Annotated in this window: 25 protein-coding genes and 1 pseudogene; 12 read left to right on the forward strand and 14 right to left on the reverse strand. The window is 63.3% G+C overall.

Features of this window, described 5'->3' with window-relative positions; all coding sequences use genetic code 11:
* A pseudogene (locus ACYPXD_RS02995) lies at positions 1–152 on the forward strand (electron transfer flavoprotein subunit alpha/FixB family protein); the annotation flags it as partial.
* A 303-nt stretch (positions 153–455) separates the two neighbouring features.
* On the forward strand, positions 456–3,023 hold the full coding sequence (locus tag ACYPXD_RS03000; RefSeq protein WP_459707295.1) for a hypothetical protein: 2,568 nt from the start codon (positions 456–458) through the stop codon (positions 3,021–3,023).
* Positions 3,024–3,121: 98 nt separating this feature from the next.
* Here ACYPXD_RS03000 and ACYPXD_RS03005 read toward each other — a convergent pair whose 3' ends face one another.
* From ACYPXD_RS03005 to ACYPXD_RS03030, 6 genes are all read right to left on the reverse strand, one after another.
* Positions 3,122–4,522: an MFS transporter gene (locus tag ACYPXD_RS03005; protein WP_459707297.1), complete on the reverse strand. Its 1,401-nt coding sequence runs from the start codon at positions 4,520–4,522 to the stop codon at positions 3,122–3,124.
* 170 nt (positions 4,523–4,692) lie between these two features.
* Positions 4,693–5,517, reverse strand: coding sequence for an HpcH/HpaI aldolase/citrate lyase family protein (locus ACYPXD_RS03010; RefSeq protein WP_459707299.1), 825 nt, complete (start codon positions 5,515–5,517; stop codon positions 4,693–4,695).
* Positions 5,514–6,971, reverse strand: coding sequence for an MmgE/PrpD family protein (locus ACYPXD_RS03015; RefSeq protein ID WP_459707301.1), 1,458 nt, complete (start codon positions 6,969–6,971; stop codon positions 5,514–5,516). The genes ACYPXD_RS03010 and ACYPXD_RS03015 overlap by 4 nt, the downstream gene beginning before the upstream one ends.
* Positions 6,972–7,041: 70 nt before the next feature.
* The gene (locus tag ACYPXD_RS03020; protein WP_459707304.1) at positions 7,042–8,220 is read right to left on the reverse strand and encodes a CaiB/BaiF CoA transferase family protein; all 1,179 of its coding nucleotides are present in this window, start codon (positions 8,218–8,220) and stop codon (positions 7,042–7,044) included.
* Positions 8,221–8,229: 9 nt separating this feature from the next.
* Positions 8,230–9,393, reverse strand: coding sequence for an acyl-CoA dehydrogenase family protein (locus ACYPXD_RS03025; protein ID WP_459707306.1), 1,164 nt, complete (start codon positions 9,391–9,393; stop codon positions 8,230–8,232).
* Between the two features lie 45 nt (positions 9,394–9,438).
* Positions 9,439–10,281, reverse strand: coding sequence for an HTD2 family dehydratase (locus ACYPXD_RS03030; RefSeq protein ID WP_459707308.1), 843 nt, complete (start codon positions 10,279–10,281; stop codon positions 9,439–9,441).
* A 319-nt stretch (positions 10,282–10,600) separates the two neighbouring features.
* Here ACYPXD_RS03030 and ACYPXD_RS03035 point away from each other — a divergent pair, with 319 nt between their 5' ends.
* The 3 genes from ACYPXD_RS03035 (at position 10,601) to ACYPXD_RS03045 (ending at position 13,832) form a co-directional block, all read left to right on the forward strand.
* Positions 10,601–11,347: an SDR family oxidoreductase gene (locus ACYPXD_RS03035; RefSeq protein WP_459707310.1), complete on the forward strand. Its 747-nt coding sequence runs from the start codon at positions 10,601–10,603 to the stop codon at positions 11,345–11,347.
* Between the two features lie 216 nt (positions 11,348–11,563).
* Positions 11,564–12,724, forward strand: a complete 1,161-nt coding sequence (locus tag ACYPXD_RS03040; protein ID WP_459707312.1) for a winged helix-turn-helix domain-containing protein — start codon at positions 11,564–11,566, stop codon at positions 12,722–12,724.
* A 193-nt stretch (positions 12,725–12,917) separates the two neighbouring features.
* Entirely contained in the window at positions 12,918–13,832 is a 915-nt protein-coding gene (locus tag ACYPXD_RS03045) for a LysR family transcriptional regulator (RefSeq protein WP_459707314.1), read from the forward strand.
* Positions 13,833–13,862: 30 nt separating this feature from the next.
* On the opposite strand, the gene ACYPXD_RS03050 is transcribed toward ACYPXD_RS03045, so the two are convergent.
* From ACYPXD_RS03050 to ACYPXD_RS03060, 3 genes are all read right to left on the reverse strand, one after another.
* Positions 13,863–14,711 carry a hypothetical protein gene (locus ACYPXD_RS03050; RefSeq protein ID WP_459707316.1) on the reverse strand — a complete coding sequence of 283 codons (849 nt, stop codon included), beginning with the start codon at positions 14,709–14,711 and terminating at the stop codon, positions 13,863–13,865.
* Between the two features lie 98 nt (positions 14,712–14,809).
* Positions 14,810–15,724: a transcriptional regulator GcvA gene (gcvA, locus tag ACYPXD_RS03055; RefSeq protein WP_459707318.1), complete on the reverse strand. Its 915-nt coding sequence runs from the start codon at positions 15,722–15,724 to the stop codon at positions 14,810–14,812.
* Positions 15,725–15,817: 93 nt separating this feature from the next.
* Positions 15,818–15,943, reverse strand: coding sequence for a hypothetical protein (locus ACYPXD_RS03060; protein ID WP_459707321.1), 126 nt, complete (start codon positions 15,941–15,943; stop codon positions 15,818–15,820).
* Positions 15,944–16,207: 264 nt separating this feature from the next.
* Here ACYPXD_RS03060 and ACYPXD_RS03065 point away from each other — a divergent pair, with 264 nt between their 5' ends.
* Complete coding sequence (locus ACYPXD_RS03065) at positions 16,208–16,744, forward strand: VirK family protein (RefSeq protein ID WP_459707323.1); 537 nt, start codon at positions 16,208–16,210, stop codon at positions 16,742–16,744.
* 108 nt (positions 16,745–16,852) lie between these two features.
* Here ACYPXD_RS03065 and ACYPXD_RS03070 read toward each other — a convergent pair whose 3' ends face one another.
* A complete protein-coding gene (locus ACYPXD_RS03070) occupies positions 16,853–17,875 on the reverse strand; it encodes a zinc-binding alcohol dehydrogenase family protein (protein WP_459707325.1) in 1,023 nt (340 codons plus the stop codon).
* 120 nt (positions 17,876–17,995) lie between these two features.
* Positions 17,996–18,421 (reverse strand): hypothetical protein, encoded by a 426-nt coding sequence (locus ACYPXD_RS03075; RefSeq protein ID WP_459707327.1) that lies wholly within the window; start codon positions 18,419–18,421, stop codon positions 17,996–17,998.
* Between the two features lie 253 nt (positions 18,422–18,674).
* Here ACYPXD_RS03075 and ACYPXD_RS03080 point away from each other — a divergent pair, with 253 nt between their 5' ends.
* The 3 genes from ACYPXD_RS03080 to ACYPXD_RS03090 all read left to right on the forward strand — a co-directional run bounded on the left by ACYPXD_RS03080 (position 18,675) and on the right by ACYPXD_RS03090 (position 21,330).
* Positions 18,675–20,036, forward strand: a complete 1,362-nt coding sequence (locus tag ACYPXD_RS03080; RefSeq protein WP_459707329.1) for an NAD(P)/FAD-dependent oxidoreductase — start codon at positions 18,675–18,677, stop codon at positions 20,034–20,036.
* 482 nt (positions 20,037–20,518) lie between these two features.
* Positions 20,519–20,863 (forward strand): DUF4148 domain-containing protein, encoded by a 345-nt coding sequence (locus tag ACYPXD_RS03085; RefSeq protein ID WP_459707332.1) that lies wholly within the window; start codon positions 20,519–20,521, stop codon positions 20,861–20,863.
* A gap of 83 nt (positions 20,864–20,946) precedes the next feature.
* The gene (locus tag ACYPXD_RS03090; RefSeq protein ID WP_459707412.1) at positions 20,947–21,330 is read left to right on the forward strand and encodes a DUF4148 domain-containing protein; all 384 of its coding nucleotides are present in this window, start codon (positions 20,947–20,949) and stop codon (positions 21,328–21,330) included.
* A 100-nt stretch (positions 21,331–21,430) separates the two neighbouring features.
* Here the strand turns inward: ACYPXD_RS03090 and ACYPXD_RS03095 are convergent, their stop codons facing one another.
* The 3 genes from ACYPXD_RS03095 to ACYPXD_RS03105 all read right to left on the reverse strand — a co-directional run bounded on the left by ACYPXD_RS03095 (position 21,431) and on the right by ACYPXD_RS03105 (position 23,998).
* On the reverse strand, positions 21,431–22,750 hold the full coding sequence (locus ACYPXD_RS03095) for a sensor histidine kinase (protein ID WP_459707334.1): 1,320 nt from the start codon (positions 22,748–22,750) through the stop codon (positions 21,431–21,433).
* Positions 22,747–23,487, reverse strand: a complete 741-nt coding sequence (locus tag ACYPXD_RS03100) for a response regulator (RefSeq protein WP_459707336.1) — start codon at positions 23,485–23,487, stop codon at positions 22,747–22,749. The genes ACYPXD_RS03095 and ACYPXD_RS03100 overlap by 4 nt, the downstream gene beginning before the upstream one ends.
* Before the next feature lie 136 nt (positions 23,488–23,623).
* Positions 23,624–23,998, reverse strand: coding sequence for a GFA family protein (locus ACYPXD_RS03105; protein WP_459707415.1), 375 nt, complete (start codon positions 23,996–23,998; stop codon positions 23,624–23,626).
* A 636-nt stretch (positions 23,999–24,634) separates the two neighbouring features.
* On the opposite strand from ACYPXD_RS03105, the gene ACYPXD_RS03110 reads away from it, so the two are divergent.
* The 3 genes from ACYPXD_RS03110 to ACYPXD_RS03120 all read left to right on the forward strand — a co-directional run.
* Positions 24,635–25,657 (forward strand): LLM class flavin-dependent oxidoreductase, encoded by a 1,023-nt coding sequence (locus ACYPXD_RS03110; RefSeq protein ID WP_459707338.1) that lies wholly within the window; start codon positions 24,635–24,637, stop codon positions 25,655–25,657.
* Positions 25,658–25,762: 105 nt separating this feature from the next.
* Positions 25,763–26,143, forward strand: coding sequence for a tautomerase family protein (locus ACYPXD_RS03115; RefSeq protein WP_459707340.1), 381 nt, complete (start codon positions 25,763–25,765; stop codon positions 26,141–26,143).
* Positions 26,144–26,209: 66 nt separating this feature from the next.
* Positions 26,210–26,571 (forward strand): TetR/AcrR family transcriptional regulator (locus ACYPXD_RS03120; RefSeq protein WP_459707342.1); only part of this gene is annotated, 362 nt, incomplete at its 3' end.

A 26,571-nucleotide genomic window follows, 5' to 3' on the forward strand; every position in this document is an offset into this window, starting at 1 on the left:
GCGCGATCCAGCACCTCGCGGGCATGAAGGACTCGAAGGTGATCGTCGCGATCAATAAAGATCCGGAGGCGCCGATCTTCAGCGTCGCGGACTACGCGCTAGTAGCCGACCTGTTCAGCGCGGTACCGGAGCTGGTCAGTTCGCTCGGTTAGTTCGCGCCCCCATCCTCGCGCCCGGGAGCTGGACGCTCGTCCAGCTCCCGGAGCGCTCTCCATCGTCACCCATCATCGCCACTCATCGCAACGCTCCGGCCCGCGCCGCCTGCCACCTCGCGTTAACACTTTCTGAACGTGTTCGAAACCGCCCCGCGATTTTTTTCATTTCGCTTTCTATAATCGTCCGTACCTGAACTCGACGCATCGAATATCTATCGCAATATAAATATTTAGGTATCCATATCGGATCGATGTATCGCAGGTGCAGGTACGCAATCTCACGATGTTCCTGGAGGCATGATGAAAATCGATTACGATGCAGTCGTCGCTCAGGGCGCTGGGCAGTGGTACGGTCAGATGATCGTGTCCAATCTCCGCTACGAAGATGGCAGCCCGGTACAGGTCAACCAGTATCTGTCGATGTCATTCAACTCGCCAGCCGCCGTTGCCAACACCGACGTCTACGCGAGTTTTGCAGGCTTGTGGGTGTCGACCACCGCCAACGTCGACTCGACCCAGCTCGACACCAACCTGTTCTCCGTTTCGCTGAAACTCGATTTCAGCGAACCGCACATGATGAACGCCGGGGATCAGATCACCATCGGCGTGAGCGGCGATCTGACCCAGGACACCGATTCCTGGCTCAACTCGTTCGTCATTGCGGCAGACCAGTCTCCCGATATAAACGGCACTGCGTCGATCTCGTGCGCGGCAGCACCGGACCCGGCCGTGTCCGGTATCGCGCCTGTCATTCAGTTCAAGCGCGGCGGCACGATCACGTCCACGACGCTCCAGTACGGCGCCACAGTCAGCCAGACGCTCGCGCAAGGCGACTACACGATTCAGGGGAACACCGTCGGCACGGAGGATCAAACCGTGATCGCGCCGCTTGTCATTTCGCCGGACACCATGACCATCAGCGCGGATGCAACGGTACCCGTCAACGTGTCGTTCGGCGCGGTGCAGCGCTCGGGGGCGCTCGACATCGTCATCGGCGCACTCAGCGGCCTCGACACGGAAACGCTGAACGTCACCGTTGTCGACGCGACGAACGGAAAAACGCTAGCGGCATTTTCGAGCGGAATCAATTCGACCACGCAGGTGCGCTTGCTCCCCGCCTCCGGTACCGCACGGGTAACGATCGACGATGTGTCGCTCAACAATGTCCGCTATGACTTCAGCGACATTGAAGTGGTGCTCGCCAACCAGTTGCAGACCGTGCAGATAACCGATGCGATGGTCCAGCGAACGCCCGTGGACATGTGCGGATTTGCCACCGTGTCGATCGACGTGACGGCCGACGCGCCCCTGCCGCAGGAAGTCACATTGCGGCTCTCCGGCATCTGCATGAGCTACACGCAGACGATCGCGGTCAAGACGCAGCTCACGCAATTCAGCGTCCCCGTGAAACCCGACACTTATATGGCTTCGTCCGCCGATTTCCTGTTCGGCAGTATCGTGTACGCGGTCGAAATGCCCACGCAACTGGTCGTCGGCGGCTCGAGCGCGGCAACCCTCGAAGTGTCGATCGAGGCGTCGGCCAGTCTGGACGTGCCGGGGTTTCCGTCATATCTGTCCTTCGGCGGTTGTGCGGACCTCACGCCCGGCAATCAGGCCGATTTCGCCAGCGCACGCGCATGTTCCGTCTTCAAGTACGCCGGCAACGATGGCGCCGGCGACGCTAGCACCTACCTGAGCGCAGACACCGCAACAAGCTCGACCATTACGCTCGCACGCGGCGTCGAAACGCAACTGGGCGGCCAACCGGTGCTGCCGGTCATGATCTCGTACACCTGCAATCTCTCGCTCGGCAACACCCCCGGCATGCTTGCCGATGCCGACCAGCATGCGCACAGCTTCGCGAATCTGATCCTTTCGTTGAACACGGCCAACCAGACGATCGACAGCGCGCATCCGGTGCCCGCGGGCTTTATCGTCAACCCCGATTTTCTCGGTGCGTGCCAGCAAGCCGGCTATGGGCCGAGCTATGGAATGCCGGTGCGAGCACCGTTGCAAACCGCGCTCGACCACTGGTCGGTCAGCGCCACGATTCCATCGAGCATCACCGAAAACATCAAAGGCTACGTCGCTGCCGTGAACTGGCTTGTGTACACGGTCGCGCCGAAGGTCGTGTTCGGCTGGCAGATCAATCTGTGGGGCGTTGGGCAGTCCGAATGGATCTACGACGACAGCGACCCGCTCACCTATGCGCAGCAAACCGCCACGTATGTCGACAACCTTGGCGTCTACAGCGGCGACTGGAAGCCGCACTTCCTCGCCATCGATCGCTACGAAGCCGACGATTTCACTCAGCGCGCGTACGTCAACGGCTATTGCTACGGGCCTCGCGAATGGGGGCGCTACTTCGATTTCTGCAAAGGAATAAGCCGCGCGCTCAAGCTTCCGGTCATGCCATGGCAGATCCCGGCAAGCCGCACGCCGAACACGAACGACGCGGTCGCAGCCGACTTCGACAGCCAGCATTGGGGAACCGGCGGCAGCTACCTGATGGGCGATCCGGCGATCGGTTCCGACTATCACAACGTGAATCCGACCATCCTTGCGCTGCAGTTTCCCGCGTATTTTCAGGCCGAAATGGGCGCGACGGCGCAGGATATGTTTATCCGTTCGGAACCGTTCGACCTCAGCAAACCGGCGTATTCAGATTTTCCGCTGCGCGGGATCTTCACGGTATTGCTCGGCGGCGGCTCGACAACGGGCATCATCTCGACGGTCGGTAATCCTGAGTCATGGACGCGCGACAAGCTGAACGCGTACATGGATAACCCGATCCGCTTCGACAGCGGCGGCGCGGATGGCACTGGGACCGGCCGCCGGCGCAAGCGCAAAACCACCGGTGCTTACTAGGCCACGCTGCGCACTCCGCATGCCCGATTCACATCGGCGTTGGAGTGCGCCTTTTGCAGCACCGCCTTTGCAGCACCGCCTCTAAAGCACGACCGGCGCTACGCCTGGGTCGACCGGTTCACCACCGCATCGATACCGCCCGCCGCGCCCTCGTTCGGCACGATTTCCGGGGCAATCGATTCGAGCGTCTGCTGACTCGTTTCGATACGCAGCACGAGAATCGCAAGACTCATCAACACGAGCACCGCGCTTACCATCGACACCACGCCCGTCACACCGAAATGCGTGTACAGCACGATCGCGACATACGGCGTGCTCATCGACGCCGCGCGTCCGCATGTGCCCGCCACACCGGTGCCGCGCAGCCGATGTGTCGTCGGAAACAGTTCGGGAATGTAACCGAACAGCCCCAGCGTGCAGACCGTATAAATGGTCGTGACGAGTGCGAAGCCGACCACCGAAATCGCCGCGGGATCGCGCATCTGCACATACACGTAACCGAGCACGACCGTCAGCACCGAAAACAGCACGAGCCCGTTACGCCGCCCAAGACGGTCCGCGATAAAGTAGCCGACCACCGCACCCATCGGCGCGCCGAACGACATCAGCAGCACGAAGCCGAGCGACTGGACGATCGTGAGGCCCTCTTTCACGAAGAACGTCGGCAGCCACGCAACAAATCCGTACAGCGACATATTGATCGCCATACAGGTGAGCGCCGCGACCAGCGTGCGGCCGATCACACCGCGCTCGAACAGCGCCGAAAACGGCGCGCGCGGCGCTTCATGATTGAACACATGCGCGACCGGCGGCAACTTCCCGACCTTCGCCGCGACTTCACGCTCGATTTCGGCAACCGTCGCCTCCGCTTCGTCGAGACGCCCAACCGTCTCGAGCCAGCGCGGCGACTCCGGCATCCGGTGACGCAGCACCCAGACGATCACCGCGCCGACGCCCGCAATCGCGAACATATAGCGCCAGCCGAGATGCGGAATCACCCAGTAGCCGATGGCGGTTGCGCCGAGCAGCCCCGAATTCGTGATCAGCGCGAGCAGCGAAATCCAGCGGCCGCGCGTGCCCGGCGGCACGAATTCGCTGAGCGTGCCGGCCGCCACGACGAGTTCGGCGCCAAGACCGATGCCCATCAACAGACGCAGGAAGATCAGCCAGTAGATATTCGGTGCAAACGCCGCGGCAATCGATGCGAGCCCGAAAATCGCGAGATTGGCCTGATACGAATAGCGCCGGCCGAAGCGGTCGCCGAGATAGCCGGACAGACCGGCGCCGATCATCATGCCGAGAAAGGTCGCCGAAATAAAGAACGACCCGACGTGCAGATCGGTAAACCCGGTCTTGACCATCGCGGCCAGGGCGCCGTTCGCAAGGTAGATGTCGAAAGCGTCGAGGAAAGCGCCCGCTCCGATCAGGAACAGGATCTTCCAGTGAAACGACGTAATGGGCAGGCGATCGAGGCGAGCGCCCGAGTTGACGATAGCCAAATCCGTCTCCGTTATGGTTGTGTTCGAAACCGTTCGCCGTGCTTCTGGACGAGCACTTGCATGCATCGGGCGAACGGCGATGCAGTCCTGCTACCTGGGAAGAGTGCCGTCTGAGCCGCAGCCGCGCAATTTGCTTTTTTCAAAGGCCGCATTCAGCAAAACCGAATGCGCTATTCGTTGCGGCGCGGGGTGTCCGCGATGCGCTGCGCCTTCAGAATGACGGGCAAATCGACCATCCTGCCGTCGACCGCGACCGCTGCGCCGCCGCTTGCTTCGACCGCGCGCAGCACGCGCTTCGCCCAGTCGTACTCGGCTTCGCTCCATGCATAGGCGCGATGCACGGCGGCGAGCTGCTTCGGGTGGATGCACAGCTTGCCGCCGAAGCCGAGGCGCCGGCCGCCGCGTGCGTCGGCTTCGACCGATGCCGGATCGTCGATCGAGGTCGAGACACCGTCGACAGGCGCGGTGAGACCGGCCACACGCGAGGCGAGCACGATGCCGGAACGGAACGCGATCAGTTCGTCATCGTTCGCTTCCATGCCGAGATCGAGTTGAAAATCGAGTGTGCCGAACATCAGCCGATCAACCGATTCAGCGCCGCATACCTCGTCGAGCCGCGCATAGCCTCGCGCCGACTCGATGATCGGCGAGACGGCAAGCGCCGCGTGTGCGCACTTGCGGATGGCCGCGATCGATTCGCGGTCTTCGGCCTTCGGCAAAATCAGGCCTGCCAGACCGGGCCGCGCGGCGAGGGCTGCGACGTCGTCGGCAAACCATTCGGTTTGCGCGCCGTTGATGCGGACATAGAGCGGCAGTTGAGCAAGCGCCGCATCGTCGAGCGCATTCACCACCGCATCGCGCGCCAGCGCTTTTTCAGCCGGCTGCACCGCATCTTCGAGATCGAAAATCACCGCATCGGCGCCTGCGTTGCGGGCCTTGATAAAACGGTCGGGCCGGTTGCCCGGCACGAACAGATACGAGCACGGCGCGCTCATGCTGCAACCGCCGTGTCGGCGCGATGACTCGTTGCAAGCTGCCCGACCACGCGCCCGACGCGCGCCTCGTCGACAATTCGCCACGCCGCTTCGAGCAGCGCGTCGGCATCCGCATCCGCCAGCGCGCCCGAAAATTTCACCAGTTGCCTGAGCTTCGTCGAAATCTCATCGCGCGACAGCGTATTGCCCGGGTCCCCTTTCGGCTCGTCCACGCGCCCATGCAGCACGCGGCCATCGGTCAGATACACGCTGACCTTGCCGATCCAGCGCGCCGGATAGGCGCCGTCCACCTCCTCGTCGTAGGCCATCTCGACCTTGCCGCGAAATGCGACAACCGGATCCGCGAGAAAATGCTGTTCGAACTCGTTGACGCCCGCATAACCGTAATGGCTGACGATCGCGAGCACGGTGCCCATATTGAACTTCGCCTGATGCACGGTTTGCGGCTTGACGACCGCGCCGAGCACGTCGATCGCCCCTTGGTGCACATGCGCGACGACGCGTTCGATGTCTTGCGGCTTCAGCCTGTTCTTGACAACCACGTCGAGCAACGCGTCGGCGGCCGGATGCGTATGGCGGCACGCGGCGTGATACTTGAACGAGGTTTCGACGGTGGCCCAGCGTTCGCCGAGCCGGTCGAGCAGCTTCGCGGGATCGGCATCCGACGACATGCCGGCCGCCATCCCTTTTGCGCCTTCCAGGATGCGTTTTGCGCCCTTGAAGCCGTCGGCTGCAAGCTGCGCGGCCATCAGGCCGTTCGCGGCGGCCATCGCCGTGTGCAGCTGCTTCGAATCGGCGGCATCGCGCAGGAATTCCCAGAGGCCCGCCGCCTGCGTGCCCGCGGAGCCGAACGCGTCGAGCATCGCGGCCGGCGACAGCTTCAACAGACGACCGGCCGTCGCGGCGGCCGCCACGGTGCCCGCCGTGCCCGTCGTATGAAACACCTTGTAGTGCGAACGGCCGAGGAATTCGCCGATACGGATACCGACTTCGTAGCCGGCCACCGCCGCCGTGATCATCTCGCGGCCCGACGCGCCAAGCTGCTGCGCCAGCGCGAGCGCGACCGGAAACACGACCGCGGCCGGGTGAAACACCGAACCGTTGTGCACATCGTCCTGTTCGACGAAATGCGAGGCGGCGCCATTGACCATCGCGGCAAAGAACGGCGATGTGCGGCTGCCGTCGATCAGCACTTCGGCGGGACCGTCCGACGGCCCCGTGGCGCGTGCGAACTTCGCGATGCTTTCGACCGGCCGCGCACCCTTGCCGGCAAGCGCGGAGCCGAGCCAGTCGACGTAGAGATTGACGGTGCGCTCGATGACATCATGCGGAATGCGCTCGAATGCGAGATTCGCGGCGAAGGCGGCGAGCACTTCGCTTTCGTTGCTCAGGTTGCTCAGGTTGCCCTGGTTGCCTTGATTGCCCGCTGCAGCGGCGGAGGATGGGGAAGTCATTGTGCGTCTCCGATAGTCGGTGGAGTCGGTGTTCGACGTTCAGTGTTGTGGCGCCACGCGCCCGCCAGTTTCAAACCGCTTTCGCGCTGCGCAGCGCGGCAATACGCGCCGCGTCGTAACCGAGTTCGCGCAGGATCGCATCGGTATGCTCGCCAAGCGCCGGCACCGCGTCCATGCGCGGCGCGAAGTTTTCGCCGAGCCCCGGCGGCAGCAGCGCCGGCACCGCGCCCGCCGATGTGCTGACCGAGGTCCAGCGTTGGCGCGCCTTCAATTGCGGATGCGCCCACACGTCATGCATCGAGTTCATCTGCGCGTTGGCAATGCCGGCCTTGTCGAGCCGCTCGGCAACCTGCGCGGCGCTCATGCCCGAAAACGCCTGCACGATGATGTCGCGCAACGCGTCGCGTGCCGCGCTGCGTTTCGAGTTCGACGAAAAACGCTCGTCGGTGGCGAGTCCAGGCTGGCCAAGCACGTCTTCGCAAAAGAGCCGCCATTCGCGCTCGTTTTGCAGGCCCATCATCACGGTGCGGCCGTCGCCGGCCATAAAAGGCCCGTACGGATAGATCGTCGCATGCGAGGCGCCCGAGAGCGCGGGCGGCGTTTGCCCTTCGAACGCGTAATACATCGGGTATCCCATCCACTCGACCATGCTCTCGAGCATCGACACCTCGATGCGGCAGCCTTTGCCCGTGCGGCCGCGCAGCAGCAGCGCGCTGAGAATATTCGAGTACGCATACATGCCCGCCGCGATATCGGCGATCGAACAGCCGGCTTTCGCGGGCGCGTCGGGCGACCCGGTCACCGATAGAAACCCTGCTTCGCTTTGAATCAGCAGGTCGTACGCTTTCTTGTCGCGATACGGGCCGTCGTCGCCATACCCCGAGATATTGCAGACAATCAGCCGCGGATGCTCGGCCGACAGCGTGTCGTACCCGAGTCCCAGGCGCTCGGCCGCGCCCGGCGCGAGGTTTTGCACGAGCACGTCGGCATCGGCGAGCAAGGCAGCGAGGATCGCCGCCGCTTGCGGGTTTTTCACATCGAGCGTCAGGCTTTCCTTCGAACGGTTCGTCCACACGAAATGCGACGACATGCCGTTCACGCGTTCGTCGTAGCCGCGTGCGAAATCGCCGGCGCCGGGGCGCTCCACCTTGATCACGCGCGCGCCGAGATCGGCGAGTTGCCGCGTGCAGAACGGCGCGGCAATCGCATGCTCGAGCGTCACCACCTTGATGCCATCGAGAGGTCGCATGATCGGCTCCTAGAACGAGCGCGGCAGGCCGAGGATATGCTCGGCCACGTACGACAGGATCAGGTTCGTCGAAATCGGCGCGACCTGGTACAGGCGCGTTTCGCGGAATTTGCGCTCGACGTCGTACTCGGACGCGAAGCCGAAGCCGCCGTGAAATTGCAGGCACGCGTTCGCCGCTTCCCACGATGCATCGGCGGCCAGCAGCTTCGCCATATTCGCCTGCGCGCCGCACGGCTCGTTCGCATCGAAGCGGCGCGCCGCTTCGAAACGCATCAGGCTCGCCGCCTCGACATTGACGAACGAGCGCGCGATCGGAAACTGCACGCCCTGGTTCTGTCCGATCGGCCGGCCGAACACGATGCGTTCCTTCGCGTACTGCGACACCTTGTCGACGAACCAGTAGCCGTCGCCAATGCATTCGGCCGCAATCAGCGTGCGCTCCGCGTTCAGTCCGTCGAGAATGTACTTGAAGCCCTTGCCTTCCTCGCCGATCAGGTTTTCCGCGGGAATTTCGAGGTTGTCGAAAAACAGTTCGTTGGTCTCGTGATTGACCATGTTCATGATCGGCTGCACCGACAGGCCATGGCCGATCGCCTCGCGCAGATCGACGATAAAGATCGACATCCCTTCCGATTTGCGCTGCACATCCGAGAGTGGCGTCGTGCGCGCCAGCAGAATCATCAGATCCGAATGCTGGACGCGCGAAATCCACACTTTCTGGCCGTTCACCACATAACGGTCGCCGCGCCGCACCGCCGTCGTCTTGATCTTCGTGGTATCGGTGCCCGTGGTCGGCTCGGTCACCCCCATCGATTGCAGGCGCAGTTCGCCGTTGGCGATCTTCGGCAGATAACGTTGCTTCTGTTCCTGCGATCCGTGCCGCAGCAGCGTGCCCATGTTGTACATCTGGCCGTGGCAGGCGCCCGAGTTGCCGCCCGCGCGGTTGATCTCTTCCATGATCACCGACGCTTCGGTGAGGCCGAGGCCCGAGCCGCCGTATTCCTGCGGAATCAGCGCGGCGAGCCAGCCGGCTTGGGTCAGCGCATCGACAAAGGCTTCGGGGTAGCCGCGCTCCTCGTCGATCTTGCGGAAATATTCGGCCGGGAATTGCGAACACAGATCGCGGACTGCTTCGCGGATATCGGTGAATGAATCTGAGTGAGTGGTCTGCATGATGAATCGGGTCGATCGGGTTCGGTGTGGGACGTGGCCGGGCGCTTACGCGAGCTGCGCGGTGGCGCGCATCGTCAGATAGCCTTCATGATCTTTCGCCCATAGCTCGACGGTCTTGCCATCGGCGGACGGTATGCCGCATACCTTGAACGGGCGATTGGCGAAGGTCGGACGCTGCGCGCGAAATTCGAAGCGGCGCACCACGGCGTCGGGCGCTTCGCGATGCACGAGATCGATCAGGAAGGTTGCGATCAGCGGACCATGCACGATCAGGTCCGGATAGCCCTCTTCCTGCGTGACGTACGGGAAGTCGTAATGAATGCGGTGGCCGTTGAAGGTCAGCGCCGAGTAGCGGAACAGCATCACCGGGTCGGGCCGGATCTCGCGGCTCCAGCGTTCGCCGGCGGGCGCCCGCTCGGGTTCCTTGCCGGCTTCGGCCGGCGACGGCGGATCGCGATAGACGATGTCGTGCTCTTCTTCGATCGCGAGGCGTCCCGCCTGCGTGATGCGATGCGCAACGGTCACGAACACGAGCCTGCCGGTGCGGCCGGTTTTTTCATGCACTTTTTCGATGGTCGACGTGCGCGTCGCCGTGCCGCCGACTTCGAGCGGCGCATGGAACGTCAGGCGCCCGCCCGCCCACATGCGGCGCGGCAATTCGACCGGCGGCAAAAAACCGCCGCGCTTCGGGTGGCCGTCCGGGCCGACTTCGGAAAGCGGCGCGACCGGCAGAAAGTACAGCCAGTGCCAAAGCGGCGGCACGGTGTTCGGGGAAACCTGGCGCTCGAGCGTCGCGGCAAGCGCGGTGACAGGAAACGCCGACACGTGGTCTTCGCGGGATTCGCCGCGGCCCACCCAGGCGTCCAGCGGGGGATTCGGTTCTGGCATTGCTGTGTCTCCGGCCAATATGCTGGTTTGGCGACCACTATGCACCGCGCGCCCGGCTTTACGAAGTTGTTATTTCTTAAGATCGCGTTCGGATTTTGTTAATACGGACCGAGTGGCCTGCAAATGGCTTGCTTGCAACGCAACACGTCCTGCTTTCCAGCCTGAGACGCCGATCAGGGCTTCGCGTTCCCCGCGAAAGCTTTTCTATTCCGGCCGCGCATTTCTTCTCGTTTGTGAGTTCGGGCCGGAAAAACGATAGTTCTCTCCAACGGAAGCGCACTTCGCTTACCCGCTTCACTCACCGAAATGGAGAAGCAACATGAAGCTGAAGGACAAAGTCGTTCTGATCACCGGCGGCACCTCGGGCATCGGTTTCGAAGCTGCCAGACTGTTTCGTGACGAAGGCGCGCAGGTGGTGGTGGTCGGGACCAACCCGGCGCGGCTAAGCCGTGCCGCGGAAGAACTCGGCCGCGATGTGCTCGCGCTTCGCGCGGACTTGCGCTACCCGGCCGATATCGACGCGGTCATCACCGAAACGATCGCGAAGTTCGGCCGCATCGACATCGTGTATGCGAATGCGGGCGCCGCGACCGCCGCACCGTTCGACCAAGTGACGGGCGAACAGATCGACGAGCAGTTCGCGCTCAATTTCAAGGGGCTCTTCTTCACGGTACAGAAAGCCGCGCCGTATCTGACCAGGGGCAGCTCGATCGTCGTGACCACGTCGTTCCTCAATGAAGTCGGCGCGCCGGGTCTGTCGATTTTGTCCGCGACGAAGGCTGCGGTGCGCTCGCTCGTACGCTCGCTCGGCGCCGAACTCGCGCCGCGCGGTATCCGCGTGAATGCGGTCAGCCCCGGTCCGATCGCGACGCCGTTTCACGGCAAGCTCGGCCTGTCGGCCGAACAGGTGGATCAGGCCGCCGCGGGTCTGCAAGCGAACGTCCCATTGAAGCGTCTTGGCGAAGCATCCGAAGTCGCAAAGGCCGCGCTGTTTCTCGCGAGCGACGACGCGTCGTATGTGACGGGCGCCGAACTCGTGGTCGACGGCGGGCTCACGCAGATCTGATGTCGTTGCGCACGCAACGAACAGCGCTTGCCGCGGCGAGCGGCATCGATCGATCGTCGGTCGGCACTCATGGCGACACTCGCGGCGGCACTCATAGCGACACGCCGGCCGCACTGCAACACCGCTGGCGCACACCCTGGGCGCGCCAGCGGTGTTTCGCATAAAATCAGCATGCCCGATTGAACGCCATCCAACCCGAATCGCCAACAAACGATCATGCCGCGCACATCCGCCACGCCCATCCCCGCCTCGCTCACGCAAGCCGAGGCCCGGCGCATCTGGCTGCGCGCGCAGCGGCTCGACACGGCCGAGCCGTTCGGCGCCGACGCGAGCGCCACGCTCGCCGCGATCGAACATCTCGGCTACGTGCAGATCGATACGATCAACGTGATCGAGCGCTGCCACCACCATATCTTGTGGAGCCGCATTCCCGCCTATCAGCGCGAGCATCTGCGCCAGGCGCAAAGCGTCGACAAGACCGTGTTCGAGTACTGGACGCACGCGCTATCGTACGTACCGACCCGCGACCTCAAGTACTATCTCGCGGACATGAAGCTGCACCAGATCGCGCCGAAAGCCTGGTTCGATTCGGTCACGCCCTCCGACCTGCGCAAGGTGCTCGCGCGCATCCGCAAGAACGGCGCGCTGTCGATTCGCGATATCGACGACGACATCCCGGTCGAAAAAGACCACCCGTGGGCCAGCCGCAAGCCCTCGAAGCGCGCGTTGCAACTCGCGTTCTATACCGGCAAGCTGACCATCAGCGAGCGCTCGGGCATGCTGAAAACCTACGAATTGATGGAGCGGCATTTCAACTGGGAACGGCCGCCCCGGCGCGCAACGGAAAAGGAAACCACGGAATATCTGCTCGAGCGCGCGCTGCGCTCGCAAGGCGTGGTGAGCCTCGACTCCGTCTGTCACCTGAACGCGAAGCGCAAGCCGCTGGTGCACGCGGCCATCGAGCTGCGCGTGCGGCAGGGCTTGCTTGTGCCGGTCAAGATAGAAGGTGCGGGCAAGCTCGAGCACTGGGCGGCCCCGCCAACGCTGGCCGCGATTCCGGAGCACGTGGAAGGCGTGCATATCCTGTCGCCGTTCGACCCGCTAATCATCCAGCGCAAGCGGCTCAATCTGTTTTTCGGCTACGACCATCGCTTCGAAGCGTACGTGCCGAAGGAAAAGCGTGTGTACGGCTACTTTGCGCTGCCGGTGCTCGTCGACGACGAGATCGTCGCCGCAATCGACCTCAAGGCCGACCGCGAGCGTCGCGCGCTGCAGATCCAGCAATGGAACTGGATCGGCACGCGCAAGCGGCAACCGCTCAAGGCTGCGATCGAAAACAGGCTGCACGGATTCGAGCAGTTCCAGTTTGCGCCGTGAGGCGCGGCAAATTTGCGGCCGGCCATCGCGGCAAAATGCAGCATATCGTCGACGCGGTGCTGTATCTGACCGCCGCGCAATTCACGACCGGCGCGGCGTTCGCGGTAGGCGGCGGCGCGACGGCAGGCAAGTGGTAAGCTCGGCTACCCGGTGTGCAACGCGCCCTTGACGAAGGCCCCACGGCCCACTCTTCATGCAACGACAATTCGACGACCTCCTGCTCGGCAGCATCGAACTCTTCTGCCTTGCCGCGGAACTCGGCAGCTTCACGCTTGCCGCAACGGCTGCGAGCGTCACGCCGGCGGCCGTCAGCCGTTCCATCGCGCGGCTCGAGGAACGCCTCGGCGTGCGGCTGTTCGTGCGCACGACGCGCCAGATCCGCCTGACCGATGCGGGCCGCCACTACTTCGAACAATGCCGGTCCGCGCTGAACCAGCTCGTCGACGCCGAGCGCGAAGTGACGGGCCAGCAGACCACGCCGAGTGGCCTGTTGCGCATCAGCATGCCGACGCCGTATGGCCATTACCGCGTGCTGCCGATCCTTGCCGAGTTTCGCGAGCGCTTTCCGAATGTGCAGGTCGAATCGCACCTGTCCAATCGCAACATCGACTTCGCCGACGAAGCGTTCGACCTCGCGATTCGCGGCCGCGCGCCCGTCGATTCGAGCCTGATCGCGCGCAAGCTCGAAGATGCGGAGCTCGTGGTCGTTGCCTCGCCCGCCTATCTGAAGCGCGCGGGCACGCCGCAGTCGATCGACGAATTGCAGACGCACGACTGCATCGCGTTCGAACTGCCGAGCAGCGGCCGCCCGGTGCCGTGGATTTTCAACGACAACGGCGAAGAATTCGAACTCGTGCCGCATGGCGGCTACGGCGCATCGGGCGATGTGCTGGCGGGCGCGACACTTGCGCGCCACGACGCGGGGCTGTTTCAGACGTACCGGTTCGTCGTCGAAGACGATCTGCGTGCGGGGCGGCTCGTCGAGGTGCTCAAAGATAAAGGCGGGCGCTCGCGGCCGTTCATTCTGCTGTATCCGCATGCGCGGCATCTATCGTCGCGCGTGCGCGCGCTGGTCGACTTTCTGGTCGAAAAACTCGCGGTGCGCTAATTCCGCGTACTACGTTCTGCTGCCTGCCTGCTACTTCGCCAGACTCAGCTTCGTGGTCAGCACGGTGCCGTCGCTGACATCGATCAGCCACACTTCATCGACGTCGGCATGCAGGGTCGAGGTACGCGTCGTAATGTCGGTCGGTTCCTCGTCGGTCGGATCCTGGTGTTCGTGCACGTCGGTCATATATGGCGGCACGAGGTGGCACAGAATCGCCACGGCGAAATCGCCGTTCGCCGCGTTGAACGCGGTTTGCGAAAGCCGCAGCCGGCCGCGCGCGATGGTGCGCTTGCCCGACGTTTCGAGGTCGATGCGGTCGATGTTCTGCACGTAGCCCTTCGCCTTTGCGTCGGGCGCAATCACGAGGCGCCGGCCGCTTTTCCCGGTGACCGTTTTCTTCAGCACAATGTAGCCGGGCCGGTCGTCGTCGGCGAGCGGCACGTCCACCGTCAGCACCCCTGTTTTCGCACGGTAAAGAATGCCGAGCGGCGCATTCACCACAAACACGAAATTGCGCTGTTCGGGGTCGACGCTCGATGCGGCCGCGCCATGCGACGCGCCGTGCGGAATCGCCGCGACGAGGTCGTGCAGACGGCTGCGCAGCGTACGCTTGCCGCCCTCTTCCGGCTTGCCGGTCAGCGCGGCGCGCACAGCCACCGGGTCGTCGCTATGGAACGGCATGGCCGATGTATCCGGCGCCTGTTGCGCAACCGCGCTGCTCGCGTGCAGCAGCAGCGTCAACGCCAGCACCGCGACGCCAGCCGATAGCCGGAAATGGATCACCCTTTGCAACGCATCCCCCGTTTTGATTCGATAGTTATGACAGAAAAGGCGCCAGCCGCGCGCGATGCGCCCCGCAATGCGGCGTGGGAGTGGCAACCCGGTGCTTCCTGGCCGTCTTGCGCGCAGCGCACAGTCTATTGGAAGCGTAGCGCATTTGCAGCAGAGGAGCGGCAGTTCGCCGCCGCGATGTCGCGCTAGCGCGAGCCCGCTTCCTCGATCAGCCACTCCTTGAACGCGACGATCGGCGGGGTCTGTCCGGTTTCCTTCCGGTGCACCACATAGTAGGCAAGCTCGCAGCTTTGCGCATCGCCGAACGGCCGCACGAGCCGCCCTTCCGCGAGATCCCGCTCGACCAGCGTCGTGCGGCCGAGCGCGACGCCGAGACCCGCCATCGCCGTCTGCAACGCGGCCGCCGAATCGTTGATCTGCAGACCGCGATCGCAATCGACGAGCTCCGGCAGCCCCGCGCGCCGCAGCCACGACCGCCAGGTCGGAAACACCGGCGCGTCGCGCATCGACGTATCGTGAATCAGCGGATGAAACGTGAGGTCTTCGGGCTTGCGCAGCGGATGCGCACCGTCGAGCAACGTCGGACTGCAAACCGGAAAGTATTCGTCGCGCAACAGGAAAGTCGCATCGAGATCGGGCCAGTGGCCCGCGCCATAGCGAATGCCCGCGTCGATGCGGTCCACGGTGAAATCGGCCAGCTGACCGTTCGCCTCGATACGCAGGTCGTAATACGGGTGCCGCCGCTGGAAGCGTTCGACGCGCTGCAAAAACCACTTGTGCGCAAACGCGGGCGGCACCGTCACCGCGATCGCGATGCGCGCCTTGCTTGCCTTGAGCCGTTCGACCGCCGTGGACAGCAGATCGAAGCCCGCTTGCAGATCGGGAATCACCGCGCGCGCCGCATCGGTCAGCATGAGCCGCGACGGCCCCGACGGCGCGCGATGAAACAGCTCGACGTCGAGCGTCTCTTCGAGCCCGCGTATCAGCTGACCGACCGCCGCCGGCGTGACGTGCAATTCTTCGGCTGCGCCCACGTAGCTCAAGTGGCGCGCCACGGCTTCGAAGGCCCGCAGCGCATTCAGATGTTGAGGCGCGCGCATGCGATAAACGGAGTCTGGTTGTGCAGAAGCGCTTCATACTGACAGCCCGTCTACGCTGCGTCAATCGCGGTTGGGCGGCGCGCGGGCGCGGCCTTACTGGATGCAGATCGCGCTTAGCGCGACGGTGCGCCGGTAGACATTCTTGTTGAGCCACGGTACGAACGTGTACTCGTCGTACGCGTTGCTCCCGAGATAAATCCAATGATGCAGGACATTCATGACGGCTCCCGAACCCGGCGAGCCTGGAAGCAGGCCCGATGAATCAAGCTTAGACATCCTGTACGAATGCCGCCATTGTCGGTGAGTCTCGTTCAACCGTTCATCGGCTTACGCAATGCATACTCGTGTATAGGCCGCTCATGCAATGGTTGCGCGTTGCGCCGCAGCCGGTCGGGGAGGAATAAACCTGCGGGTACGCGTGTTCAACGAAGTCGAATCCACCGCATTCGATTCACTTCCCCACTCACTCGCGAGGATATAACCATGATCGGTCGTCAAACGGCTGCACGACGAAGCCCGAACAACAACAACTGCAGGCCCAAGCGGTTTAATCGCTCCGCGCGGCCGCGCATCGCCGGCGTCGCGCTGATCGCAGCGCTGGCGCTGTTCGGCGAGCACGCGGGCGCCGCCACGGCCCCGGCCGACGGCGCGCTCGCGAACTATGCGGCGATCGAGCAGGCGTTGATGGATGGACACAGCGTCGTCAGCCTGCGGCTCGAGATGAACCGCTGCACGTCGACCGAAAGCGGCAAGGCCGGCCCCGCGATTCGCGGCGGCGTGAGCATCGGGTCGTTTCTGATTCCGGAAGGCCGCTATATCGCGTTTATCGACGAACACCGAACGCTGGACCCGAAAAATCATCCGGTTACCGAATACGTGCGCTACCACGTGATGCCCGACAACACGGTGACCGTCGACACCGCGTTTGCCGCGAACGGCGCCGACACCGCGACCTCGCGCGGCACGTATCGTTGCACGATCAACGAAGGAATTCGCTTTAACGCAACGGCAGCGCGTTGACTCCAGCGATTACCGGTTACTGTTTGCCGCTTGCACCGGTAATCGGTTACGAGGTCGCACCGCTTCGTTGCATACGCAACGAAACGGCCAGCGAATAAGACACGCGCGTTACTTCCCGAACCCTTCGAGCACGATCTTGCCCTTCGCACGATGGCTTTCGAGCAGTTGATGCGCGCGCCGCAGATTGTCCGCGTTGATCTTGCCGAAATGCTCGCCGGTGGTGGTCTTCAGCATGCCGCTGTCGACCATGTCGGCGACCTTGTTCAGGATCTCGTGCTGCCGGATCACATCGGGCGTGTCGAAGATCGATCGCGTATACATCAGTTCCCAGTGCAGCGAGGCGCTCTTGCGCTTGAGCAGCCGCACGTCGATCATCTCCGGGTCGTCGATCAGGCCGACATGGCCTTGCGGCGCGAGCGCCTCGACGATCTGCGCGAAGTGCTGGTCCGTATGCGTGAGCGACGCGACGTATTGCACCTCGCGAATGCCGGCGCGCGCGAGTTCCGCGGCAAGCGGCTTCGTATGATCGATCACATGATGCGCGCCGAGGTCCTTCACCCACTGCTGCGTTTCGGGGCGCGATGCCGTGCCGATCACGGTCAGACCCGTGAGCTTGCGCGCGAGCTGGACCATGATCGAGCCCACGCCGCCCGCCGCGCCGGTAATCAGCAGCGCACCGCCGGCGGCCGTATGCCCAAGCGTCGGCACGCGCAGCCGGTCGAACAGCATTTCCCATGCGGTCACCGCCGTCAGCGGCAACGACGCGGCCGCCGCGAAATCGATGCTGTCCGGCATGCGCCCGACGATGCGCTCGTCGACCGCATGCAGTTCGCTGTTCGTGCCCGGCCGCATCAGCGTGCCCGCATACCAGACGCGATCGCCGGGCTTGAACAGCGTCACCTTCGAACCGACGCTGCGCACGACGCCCGCCGCATCCCAGCCGAGCACCACCGGCACATCGCCCTCGGCTTTGCGGCTTTTGCGCACTTTCGTGTCGACCGGGTTCACCGACACCGCGCGAACCTCCACAATCAGATCGCGCTCGCCGGGCTTCGGCTCCGGCAAGTCGATATCGATCAGCGCCTTCGGCTCGGTAATGGCGAGGGGCTCGTAGTAACCGACAGCTTTCATCTTCTGTTTCTCCGGAATTCAGGGGGACTTTAGTCGAACGCGCATGCTCCTCCAGCGGCGCAGGCTCGGGCGCCCGGCACGCGCGTGAGGATTGTTGCACGGCTTGGAAAATGCCGCCGGTCAGTGCCTGGCGGCGGGCGGCTGGGGATTGTTGGCGGGATTCGTATCGAAGCGCGCGATATTCCTGATTTCTTCCCGATCGACGAGCGCCGACAGCTCCGCCTGCAAGGAATCCGTAATCTGCCGGTCGTAAATGGCTTCGTCGCCGACGTATACGGTAAAGGTTTCGAGGTACTTCGCCTTTTTTTCCGGATTGTCGATCGTGTCGCGCGTCCACTCGTAGAGCGGATATTTTTCGGGTCCGAAGCGCTGCGCCTCCTCGACATATTCGGCGAATGCGTCGTATTGACACATCATCGAGGCACCATGCCGTTTCAGCACATCATGAAGCGCGGCGTGCGCCGCGCACGAAGGGTCGCCGCGCAAGACCGCGGCAAGCGGCGCCGAAACGCTCACCCGCAGTTGAAACTTCCAGTTACCTTCCATATTCGCCCGTACTCCCACCCGACCCCGACCGCATCACAATCACGATGTAAGGAAACCATTCTATCCGAGCTATCGGATCGTCATCAGCGGCAACAGTTCACCGATTCATGTCAAGACACCATTGCCGATCCATAGGATGCCATACCGTATGCCGTTAAACGCATGGCGGAATAAGCCCCCCGCACCGGGTGTTACTGATTCGGCGGACCGGCTCATCGTATCGCCGGCCGGCTTATTTATTGACGGAGCCTGAATGGACAAACGCTTTGCAGAACAACGCGCGGTCGTGATCGGCGCCGGTATCGGCGGTCTCGCCGCCGCCGCGGCACTGGCCAACCACTTCGGGCAGGTCGTCGTGCTCGAGCGCGACGAGTTGCCCGCCGAGGTGCGCCCGAGGCCCGGCGCCGCACAGACCCGACATCTTCACGTTCTGCTGTCCGGCGGCGCCGCGGCGCTCGCCGAACTGTTCCCGGGGTTTCATACGCACCTTGTCGCGGTGGGCGCGCAACGGGCCGATGTAGGCGCCGATGCGCACTTCGAACTGGCCGGCGCGCCGAAATTGCCGCGCCGCGAACTGAACGTCTACACCTGGCAATTGTCGAGGCCGCTGCTCGAAGCAGTGCTGCGCGAACAGTTGCTCAAACGAGAAAACGTCCAGTTGCGCGAACTGAGCCGCGTCATCGAGATCGTTGCGGATGAGAGCAATCGGGCAAGCGGCGTGCGCGTGGAATCGCGCGAAGGCAAACACGACGAACTGGATGCGACGCTCATTATCGATGCGAGCGGCCGCGGCGTACCGACGCTCGATTTCCTCAAGGCAACGGGCCGCCCGATGCCTGCGGAAACCACCGTCGGCACCGATCTCACCTACGGCACGACGCTCTATTCGTTTCCGGACGGCGCCGAACCCGACTTTAAACAGGCGTGGGTGCACGGCAAGGCACCGGAACAGGGCCGCGCCGGCTTCCTCGTGAAACGCGAAAACGGTCTATGGGACGCCGTGCTGGCCGGCCGTCTCGGCGACATCCCGCCCACCGAAGACGACGCGTTTCTCGCCTTTGCGGACAGCCTGCCGAACCAGGCAATCAGCACGGCGTTGCGCCGGGGCCGGCGCGAGGCGCCGATTGTGCGCTTTGGCTACCCGGAAAGCCGCTGGCGGCATTTCGCCGACCTCCCCGACTTTCCAGTTGGCTTGCTGCCACTGGGCGATGCCGTCTGCAATACGAATCCAGTGTTCGGCCAGGGCATGAGCGTCGCGGCGAAAGAGGCCGTGACGCTGCACCGTCTGCTGGCCGATTCGGACGGCCGTGCCGGCTCGCTCGAAACCATCGGGCCGGCCTTCCTGAAGGACATGGAGGACCTCGTGAAAGCGCCGTGGTCCGGCACGACCTCGCTCGATCTCGCCTATCCGCAAACGAAGGGCGAACGGCCAGCCGACCTGCAGCAGCGAAGCGAGTACCAGGCGGGCGTCATGCAGCTTGCCGCGGTCGACCCGGACGTTCACCGGCTGATGGTTGAAATCAGGCATCTGGTGAAACCGGCGAACCTGCTGCATGCGCCCGAGTTGCAGCAGCGCGTGCGGGCGCTGTTGCAGCAGCCAGCGGCTTCTTCATAGGCCGTCCATATCGGTCCCATAGGACCGTGGCGAGTCCCGGCCAACCAGCTTGCCTTGCGCTGCCCTGCCTTGCTGCCCCATTTGAAACAATCCATTACGCCCGAAGCCGAATCAGCGCGAAGCAGCGCAAATCGGCCTTCGGGCGCGCCCAGCGCCCGTGTTCGCGGGTTCTTCTACCCCGCGTGTGCCCCGCTCGCGCATCCGTTCCCGTCGTTCTTCCCGCTCTTCCTCCGCCCCGCATGCGCTTCGTCGAAAAAAAGTGGGAATAAAGAAAGGTTTCGCCCTGTTCGTCACTACGTAGCACGCAGTCAAGCGTCGCGAACGCAGTCGGGAATAAATTCAGACGATACGGTGTTTTGCATCTCGTAGCGTCCAGCGACAAACGCCGCGAACGCGACAGGAATAGCAGGAATAAAACTCGAAGCAGCAATGTTTGCCCCGATGAACCGGATACTTCTTCCCACTCTATTTAGGATTTCAAAATGAATACGAAAACGCTTATCGGCCTTTCCCTTGTCGCCCTTACGTCGTTCGGCATTATCAATAGCGCATCGGCTGGCGAAAAGACGCGTGCTGAAGTACGCGCCGAACTGATCCAGGCAGAAAACAACGGCTCGCGCTTCGTGACCGATGCGTCGTATCCGGAAGTGAGCCCGATCTTCGCGCAACAGGTCGCGCAACAGCAACAACGCAGCGGCAGCGCAGGCAGCGTCGGCGGTGTGATGGCCGGCACGAGCCAGGCGGGCCAGCGTATTGCCGCGACGCCGGTTGGTTCGTCGAACTGCGTCGGCCCGAACAGCTTCTGCAATCTGTACGCCGGCAGCTGAGCGAATCACGCTCGCACCGGCTTTAACGGGCGGCACTGCTTCCCGCGCCGCGCCTGAACGACTCACTTAATATTGAGAACACCATCATGAAAACGATCGCCACTCTTCTGGTCACCGCAGTTGCACTCACGGCTCCTGTTCTGAGCTTTGCGCAAAGCACCGATCACGGGCTGACCCGCGCGCAAGTGCGTGCCGAACTCGTGCAACTCGAACAGGCCGGCTATAACCCGCAAACCGCGGCCGACGCGAACTATCCGCAGGACATCCAGCTTGCCGAAGCAAAGGTCGCCGCTCAGAACGGCGCAACGAATACCGCGAGCACGGCTGACACCGCGCAAACCAATGACGCTGTCGGCGGCGCGCCCAGCTACGGTTCGTCGGATTCCGGCAAGCCGATGAAGCACTCGCGGGCGATGAACGCGTGTGTCGGTCCGGTCAGCTTCTGCAACATCTACTTCGGTAGCTGATGCGTGCCGCGAGCTCAGTGTGAGCCGCACCGTGCGGCCACACTGAAGCGTGTCAGTCTGGTTGAAGCAATCGCAACAGCAAGTAACCGGCAATCGCTTTTTAGAAAGACTTTTCCAGCACGAGCCGCGCTTCAAGCCCACCGCCGGCACGGTTCTTCAATTCAAGCGTCGCATTCATTGCGAGCGCAAGCTGTTTGGCAATAGCAAGCCCGAGCCCGCTGCCGCCCGTGCGTTGACGGCCTGACGCGTCGCCGCGATAAAACGGCTGAAATACCGCTTCGAGCTGGTCTTGCGCAATACCGGGCCCGCGATCGAGCACGCTGATCGAAATCTGCCGGTCTTTCGACACATCGGTTTTAAGCTCCCCCGCGCCGGAAAACTTCACGGCGTTATCGAGCAGATTGGCGAGAATGCGGCGCAGCGCCACCGGACGCGTGACGATCGGCACACCGATCGTGCCCGACAGCGTCACCTTCGCGCCCGCGTCCTCGTAGTCGGATACGAGGCTCTCGAGCAGTGCATCCGGGTCGATGCGCCGCGGCACTTCGGCCGCGCCATGCAGCGTGCGTCCATAGGCCACGCCTTCGCGCACCAGCGTTTCCATCTCGGCCAGATCCTGCTGGAATTTGATCCGCTCCGCTTCATCGTCGAGCAGGTCGGTGCGAATGCGCATGCGCGTGATCGGCGTCTGCAGGTCGTGCGAAATCGCCGCAAGAATCTGGATGCGCTCCTTCATATACTGGCGAATGCGCTCCTGCATCGCGTTGAACGCTTTGGCCGCGCGCGCAACTTCGGCCGGCCCGTTCTCCGGAAGGCGCGTGGCGGTCATGTCCGGGCCCAGCGTATCGGCGGCATTCGCGAGCTGGTTCAGCGGCCGTGTCGCGAGACTCAGTGCAAACCATGCGCAAACGGCGATCACGACCAGTTCGACGGCAAGCACCACCAGCAGCCAGTAGGACAACGGCATCCACGCGACAGGACGAATATCGATCGTGAGCGGCGAGCCGTCGCTCAATCGCAGATGCGCCTGCAGATGCTCCTTCGTATCGGGCACTTCGTTGACGGCAATCGCAAAGCGCCGCCCGATACTGCGTTCGATCGCGGCGCTGATCTCTTCCGAGAGCTTCGCATTGGGCGGCGTACCGCCCACGCCCGGCCCGAGCAAAAAGCTGTAATTGCGGCGCGCAAGCCGCGGCACCCATTCGGGGCGCTCGGCAGCCGGCACGCGGTCAAGCAGCGCGACCGCGGTCGACACTTCGCGTTCGAAGTTGTTGATCATCAACGACGTCTGCGCGTCGTTGCGCTCGGACACGGTCGCCCAGAACGCAAGAAGCTGCGCGACGACAAGGCCCGCGAAAAAGATCAGCGTCAGGCGCACGAACAGCGTGCGCGGACCTCTGAACATGCTCGATACGTTCACTGATTGCCTTCCTGCGGCGTCACCGCAGACGAGAACACATAACCTTCATTGCGCAGCGTCTTGATGTAGCGCGGGTCTTTCGCCCCGTCCTTGAGCCGTTGACGAAGACGGCTCACGAGCAGGTCGATCGAGCGGTCGAACGGCTCGGTCTGCCTGCCCTGCGTGAGCGTGAGCAACTGGTCGCGCGTCAGCACGCGCTGCGGATGATCGACGAACACGCGCAACAGCCGATATTCGGCACCGCTTAGCGCCACCATCGTGCCTTCGCTATCGAGCAGATGGCGGCCGATCGTATCGAGCTTCCAGTCGCCGAACAGAAGAAACTGCGGCGAGCCGATAGGCTCGAAGCCAGGCGGCGCCATCCGCGTGCGCCGCAAAATGGCGCGTATGCGCGCGAGCAGCTCGCGCACTGCAAACGGCTTGACAAGATAATCGTCCGCGCCGACTTCGAGCCCCACCACCCGGTCCGTTTCATCGCCGAGCGCCGTCAGCATCAGGATCGGGATCGTGCGCCACTGTCCGGCCCGCAGCTCGCGGCACAGCGCAAGCCCGTTCTCGCCCGGCAACGTCACGTCCAGCACGATGATGTCCGGCGGTTCTCCCGCGAGCGCCGCCCACATTTCGCGGCCGCCCGAAACCTTGCTTGCCCTGACGCCATTCTTCTGCAAATAACTGCCGATCAGCTCGCGAATCTCGCGGTCGTCGTCGACGATCAGCACGTGCTCGACTTTTTCCATCTAGCCGCCCCTTTCCGGTTGCGCGGCCTTCTCTCCGTTTCGGAGTACGCACAGGCGCAGCTCAAAGGGCGAACCAGCTCGGCCAGCGTCAGGCTGAAGACGAGGCACAGCGACGCGGAAAACCGGAAGAAGCAGTTCATACGTCACCCGCCGGGCTGAGACTGGCACCGTCGTTGACGGTCGCATCAAACTCATAAGGATCTACTCCGTGCAGACAGCCGATATTGGCACGCCATAGACCCCGGTCCACCCGCGTTTGATGAAACGGATAAACGCCGCAGTGACGACAGAAGAAATGCATCGCCGTCAGCGTATTGAACTGATAGACCGCGAGGTCGTCGATACCGCTGATTATACGGAGATTGCCTTCCTTGAAAGCCGGCGTCATCAAGGCGCCCTTGCGCCGGCACAGGCTGCAATTGCAGCGCACCGCGGGCGCCACCGGCGCATCGATCTCGAATCTGATCTTGCCGCAGTGGCACGATCCTTCGTAAGGGGCGGTTCTCGTCATTTCGGACTCCATCGGTTGATGGCAGTGTCCCATGGCGCTCACGCCGCGCGATGTCGCCGTGTGTCGCAACGTAACCGGTTTGTATCCGAACGTACGGCGCGGCATGACCATGCCTTGTGGCGTGCATGGTGTTATAAAACATATTTCGACATTCTGGCGGCAATACCGGTTACTAGAGCGACGCCCGGAAGATCGGTGCGGCCTTCGGCTGTTTCGATCTCGCGCTGATTCCGATCGGCGCGTATGCACCGCGCTGGTTCATGCGGGCCGCAACACGTCGGCCCGCAGGAGGCTGTGCAGATTTTCGAGGACATGCATGCGAAGCACGCTATCGGTATTCACTGGGGCCCATTTCAACCCAGCGATGAACCGCTCGACGAACCGCCGAAGCGGCTCAAAGCGGCTCAAAGCGGCCGCGCGCGATGCCGGGCTTCCAGCCCACGCGTTTACCGTGCCGCGGCACGGCCAGTTCATACGCTTCGACAACATAGAGAACCGTTGTTCATCATAGCGGTGTCCGCCGCTCCCCAATTCGCCTCGCCGCACGGCCAGTTCGCACACGCGCGCACGGCCGCGACGCATGCCAGTTACAGTCTTCGGACGTCACAAACCTATGCGATTTTCCGGAGACACGCGATGCCCAGCCCCATCCCTTTTTCGGTCCTCGATTTCGCGCCGATCCGCTCGGACGAAACGGCCGCCCACGCGCTGCGCCAAACGGTCGACATGGCGCGTCTGGCCGAATCGCTCGGTTTTATGCGCTACTGGGTAGCCGAACATCACGGTGTGCAGACGGTCGCCAGCGCGGCGACGTCGGTGGTGATCGGTCATATCGCCGGACTCACTTCGACGATACGTGTCGGCTCCGGCGGCATCATGCTGCCGAATCACACGCCGTTTGTGATCGCCGAGCAGTTCGGCACGCTCGAATCGCTGTATCCGGGCCGCATCGATCTCGGCGTCGGTCGCGCCTCGGGCAGCGCTGACGCGGTCGAAAAAGTACTGCGCTCGACTAAGGAGGCGCGCGAGCGCTTTCCCGACGATCTGCGCGAGCTGCAGTCGTTCTTCCGCGAGCCCGAAGCCGGGAGCAAGGTGCGCGCCGTTCCCGGCGCGGGGCTCGACGTGCCGATCTGGGTGCTTGCGTCATCGCCGTACTCCGCGCAGCAAGGCGCGCGACTGGGCCTGCCGCTTGCGTTCGCCACACATATCGGCGCCGATGCACGAGACACCGCGATTGCCGCGTACCGCTCGGCGTTCGAGCCCTCGGCCGTGCTCGACAAACCCTATGTGATCGTGGCCGGCGTCGTGACCGCCGCGCAAACCGATGAAGAAGCGCGCTATCTGTTTTCGTCGATGCAGCAACTGTCGCTGCGCCGTTTGCGCGGTACGTCGTTCGTGCAGCTGCAGCCGCCCATCGCCGATTTCGACACGCTGCCGACCGGTGACGAGCGCCCGCGCCTCGATGCCGCTTTGCGCGCGGCCATGACCGGCGGCCCACAGCAACTGCAACAACAACTGACTGCGCTGATCGACGAGACCGGCGCCGATGAAGTGATGGTGCTTTCGTTTATCCACGATCTCGACGCGCGCCGCCGTTCGCTTGAAATCGTCGGCAAGGTGCGCGACAACATCAACGCGCGCCGGCAGGCACTCAAATAAATTATACCCAACATTTATTGTATAAATTACGATCGCCATCTATGATGTGAAGCGCGGCCCGCGCGTTGTCCGCGCAAGGCGCTCACTCACATCAAGGAATTCACCATGCCGCTCGTACGCATCGATCTTGCCGAAGGGCAAACGCCCGAATACCGCAGCGCGATCACCGAAGAAGTCTACAAGGCGATGACCACCACGCTGAACGTGCCGGCCAACGACCGCTTCATGGTGGTCAGCGAACACAAGCCCGGCGACTTCGTGGCCGATCCGATCTATCTGGGTATCGAACGGTCGCCGCAGTGCCTGTTCGTCCAGATCACCCTCAACGCCGGTCGCGACGTCGAGATGAAGCGCACGTTCTACAAAGCGCTTGCGGACGGCCTGCATGCACGTATCGGTCTCAGGCGCGAGGACCTGTTTGTCAGCCTTGTCGAAGTGGCGAAAGAAAACTGGTCGTTCGGCAACGGCGTCGCCCAATATACGTAGCCGGCGCCGCACACATGTCCGTGCAGTCTGAGTTATGCTCTCGGCACCTTTTCTGGAGGAATCCCCATGCCGCGCGTATCCCGCGAACAAGCCGATAAGAACCGCGCCGTGATCGAAGCCGCCTCTGCGCGTCTGTTCAAGGAGCATGGGCTCAACGGCGTGTCGGTGGCCGACATCATGGGAGCCGCGGGCCTCACGCATGGCGGCTTCTATGGCCATTTCGAATCGAAAGACGAACTGGCCGCGATTGCCTGCGCGCATGCATTCGAGGAATCGGTTGCGCGGTGGCGCTCGCTCATCCGGAACGATGCCGACGAGCAGGCGCTCGTCGATGCGCTCGCGAAGCATTACCTGAACCCCGCGCAGCGCGACCGGCCCGGCATGTCGTGCGCGGCCGCGGGGCTCGCGGCCGACGTCGGCCGCGAAGG

The sequence above is a fragment of the Paraburkholderia sp. 2C genome (genome assembly GCF_054589215.1).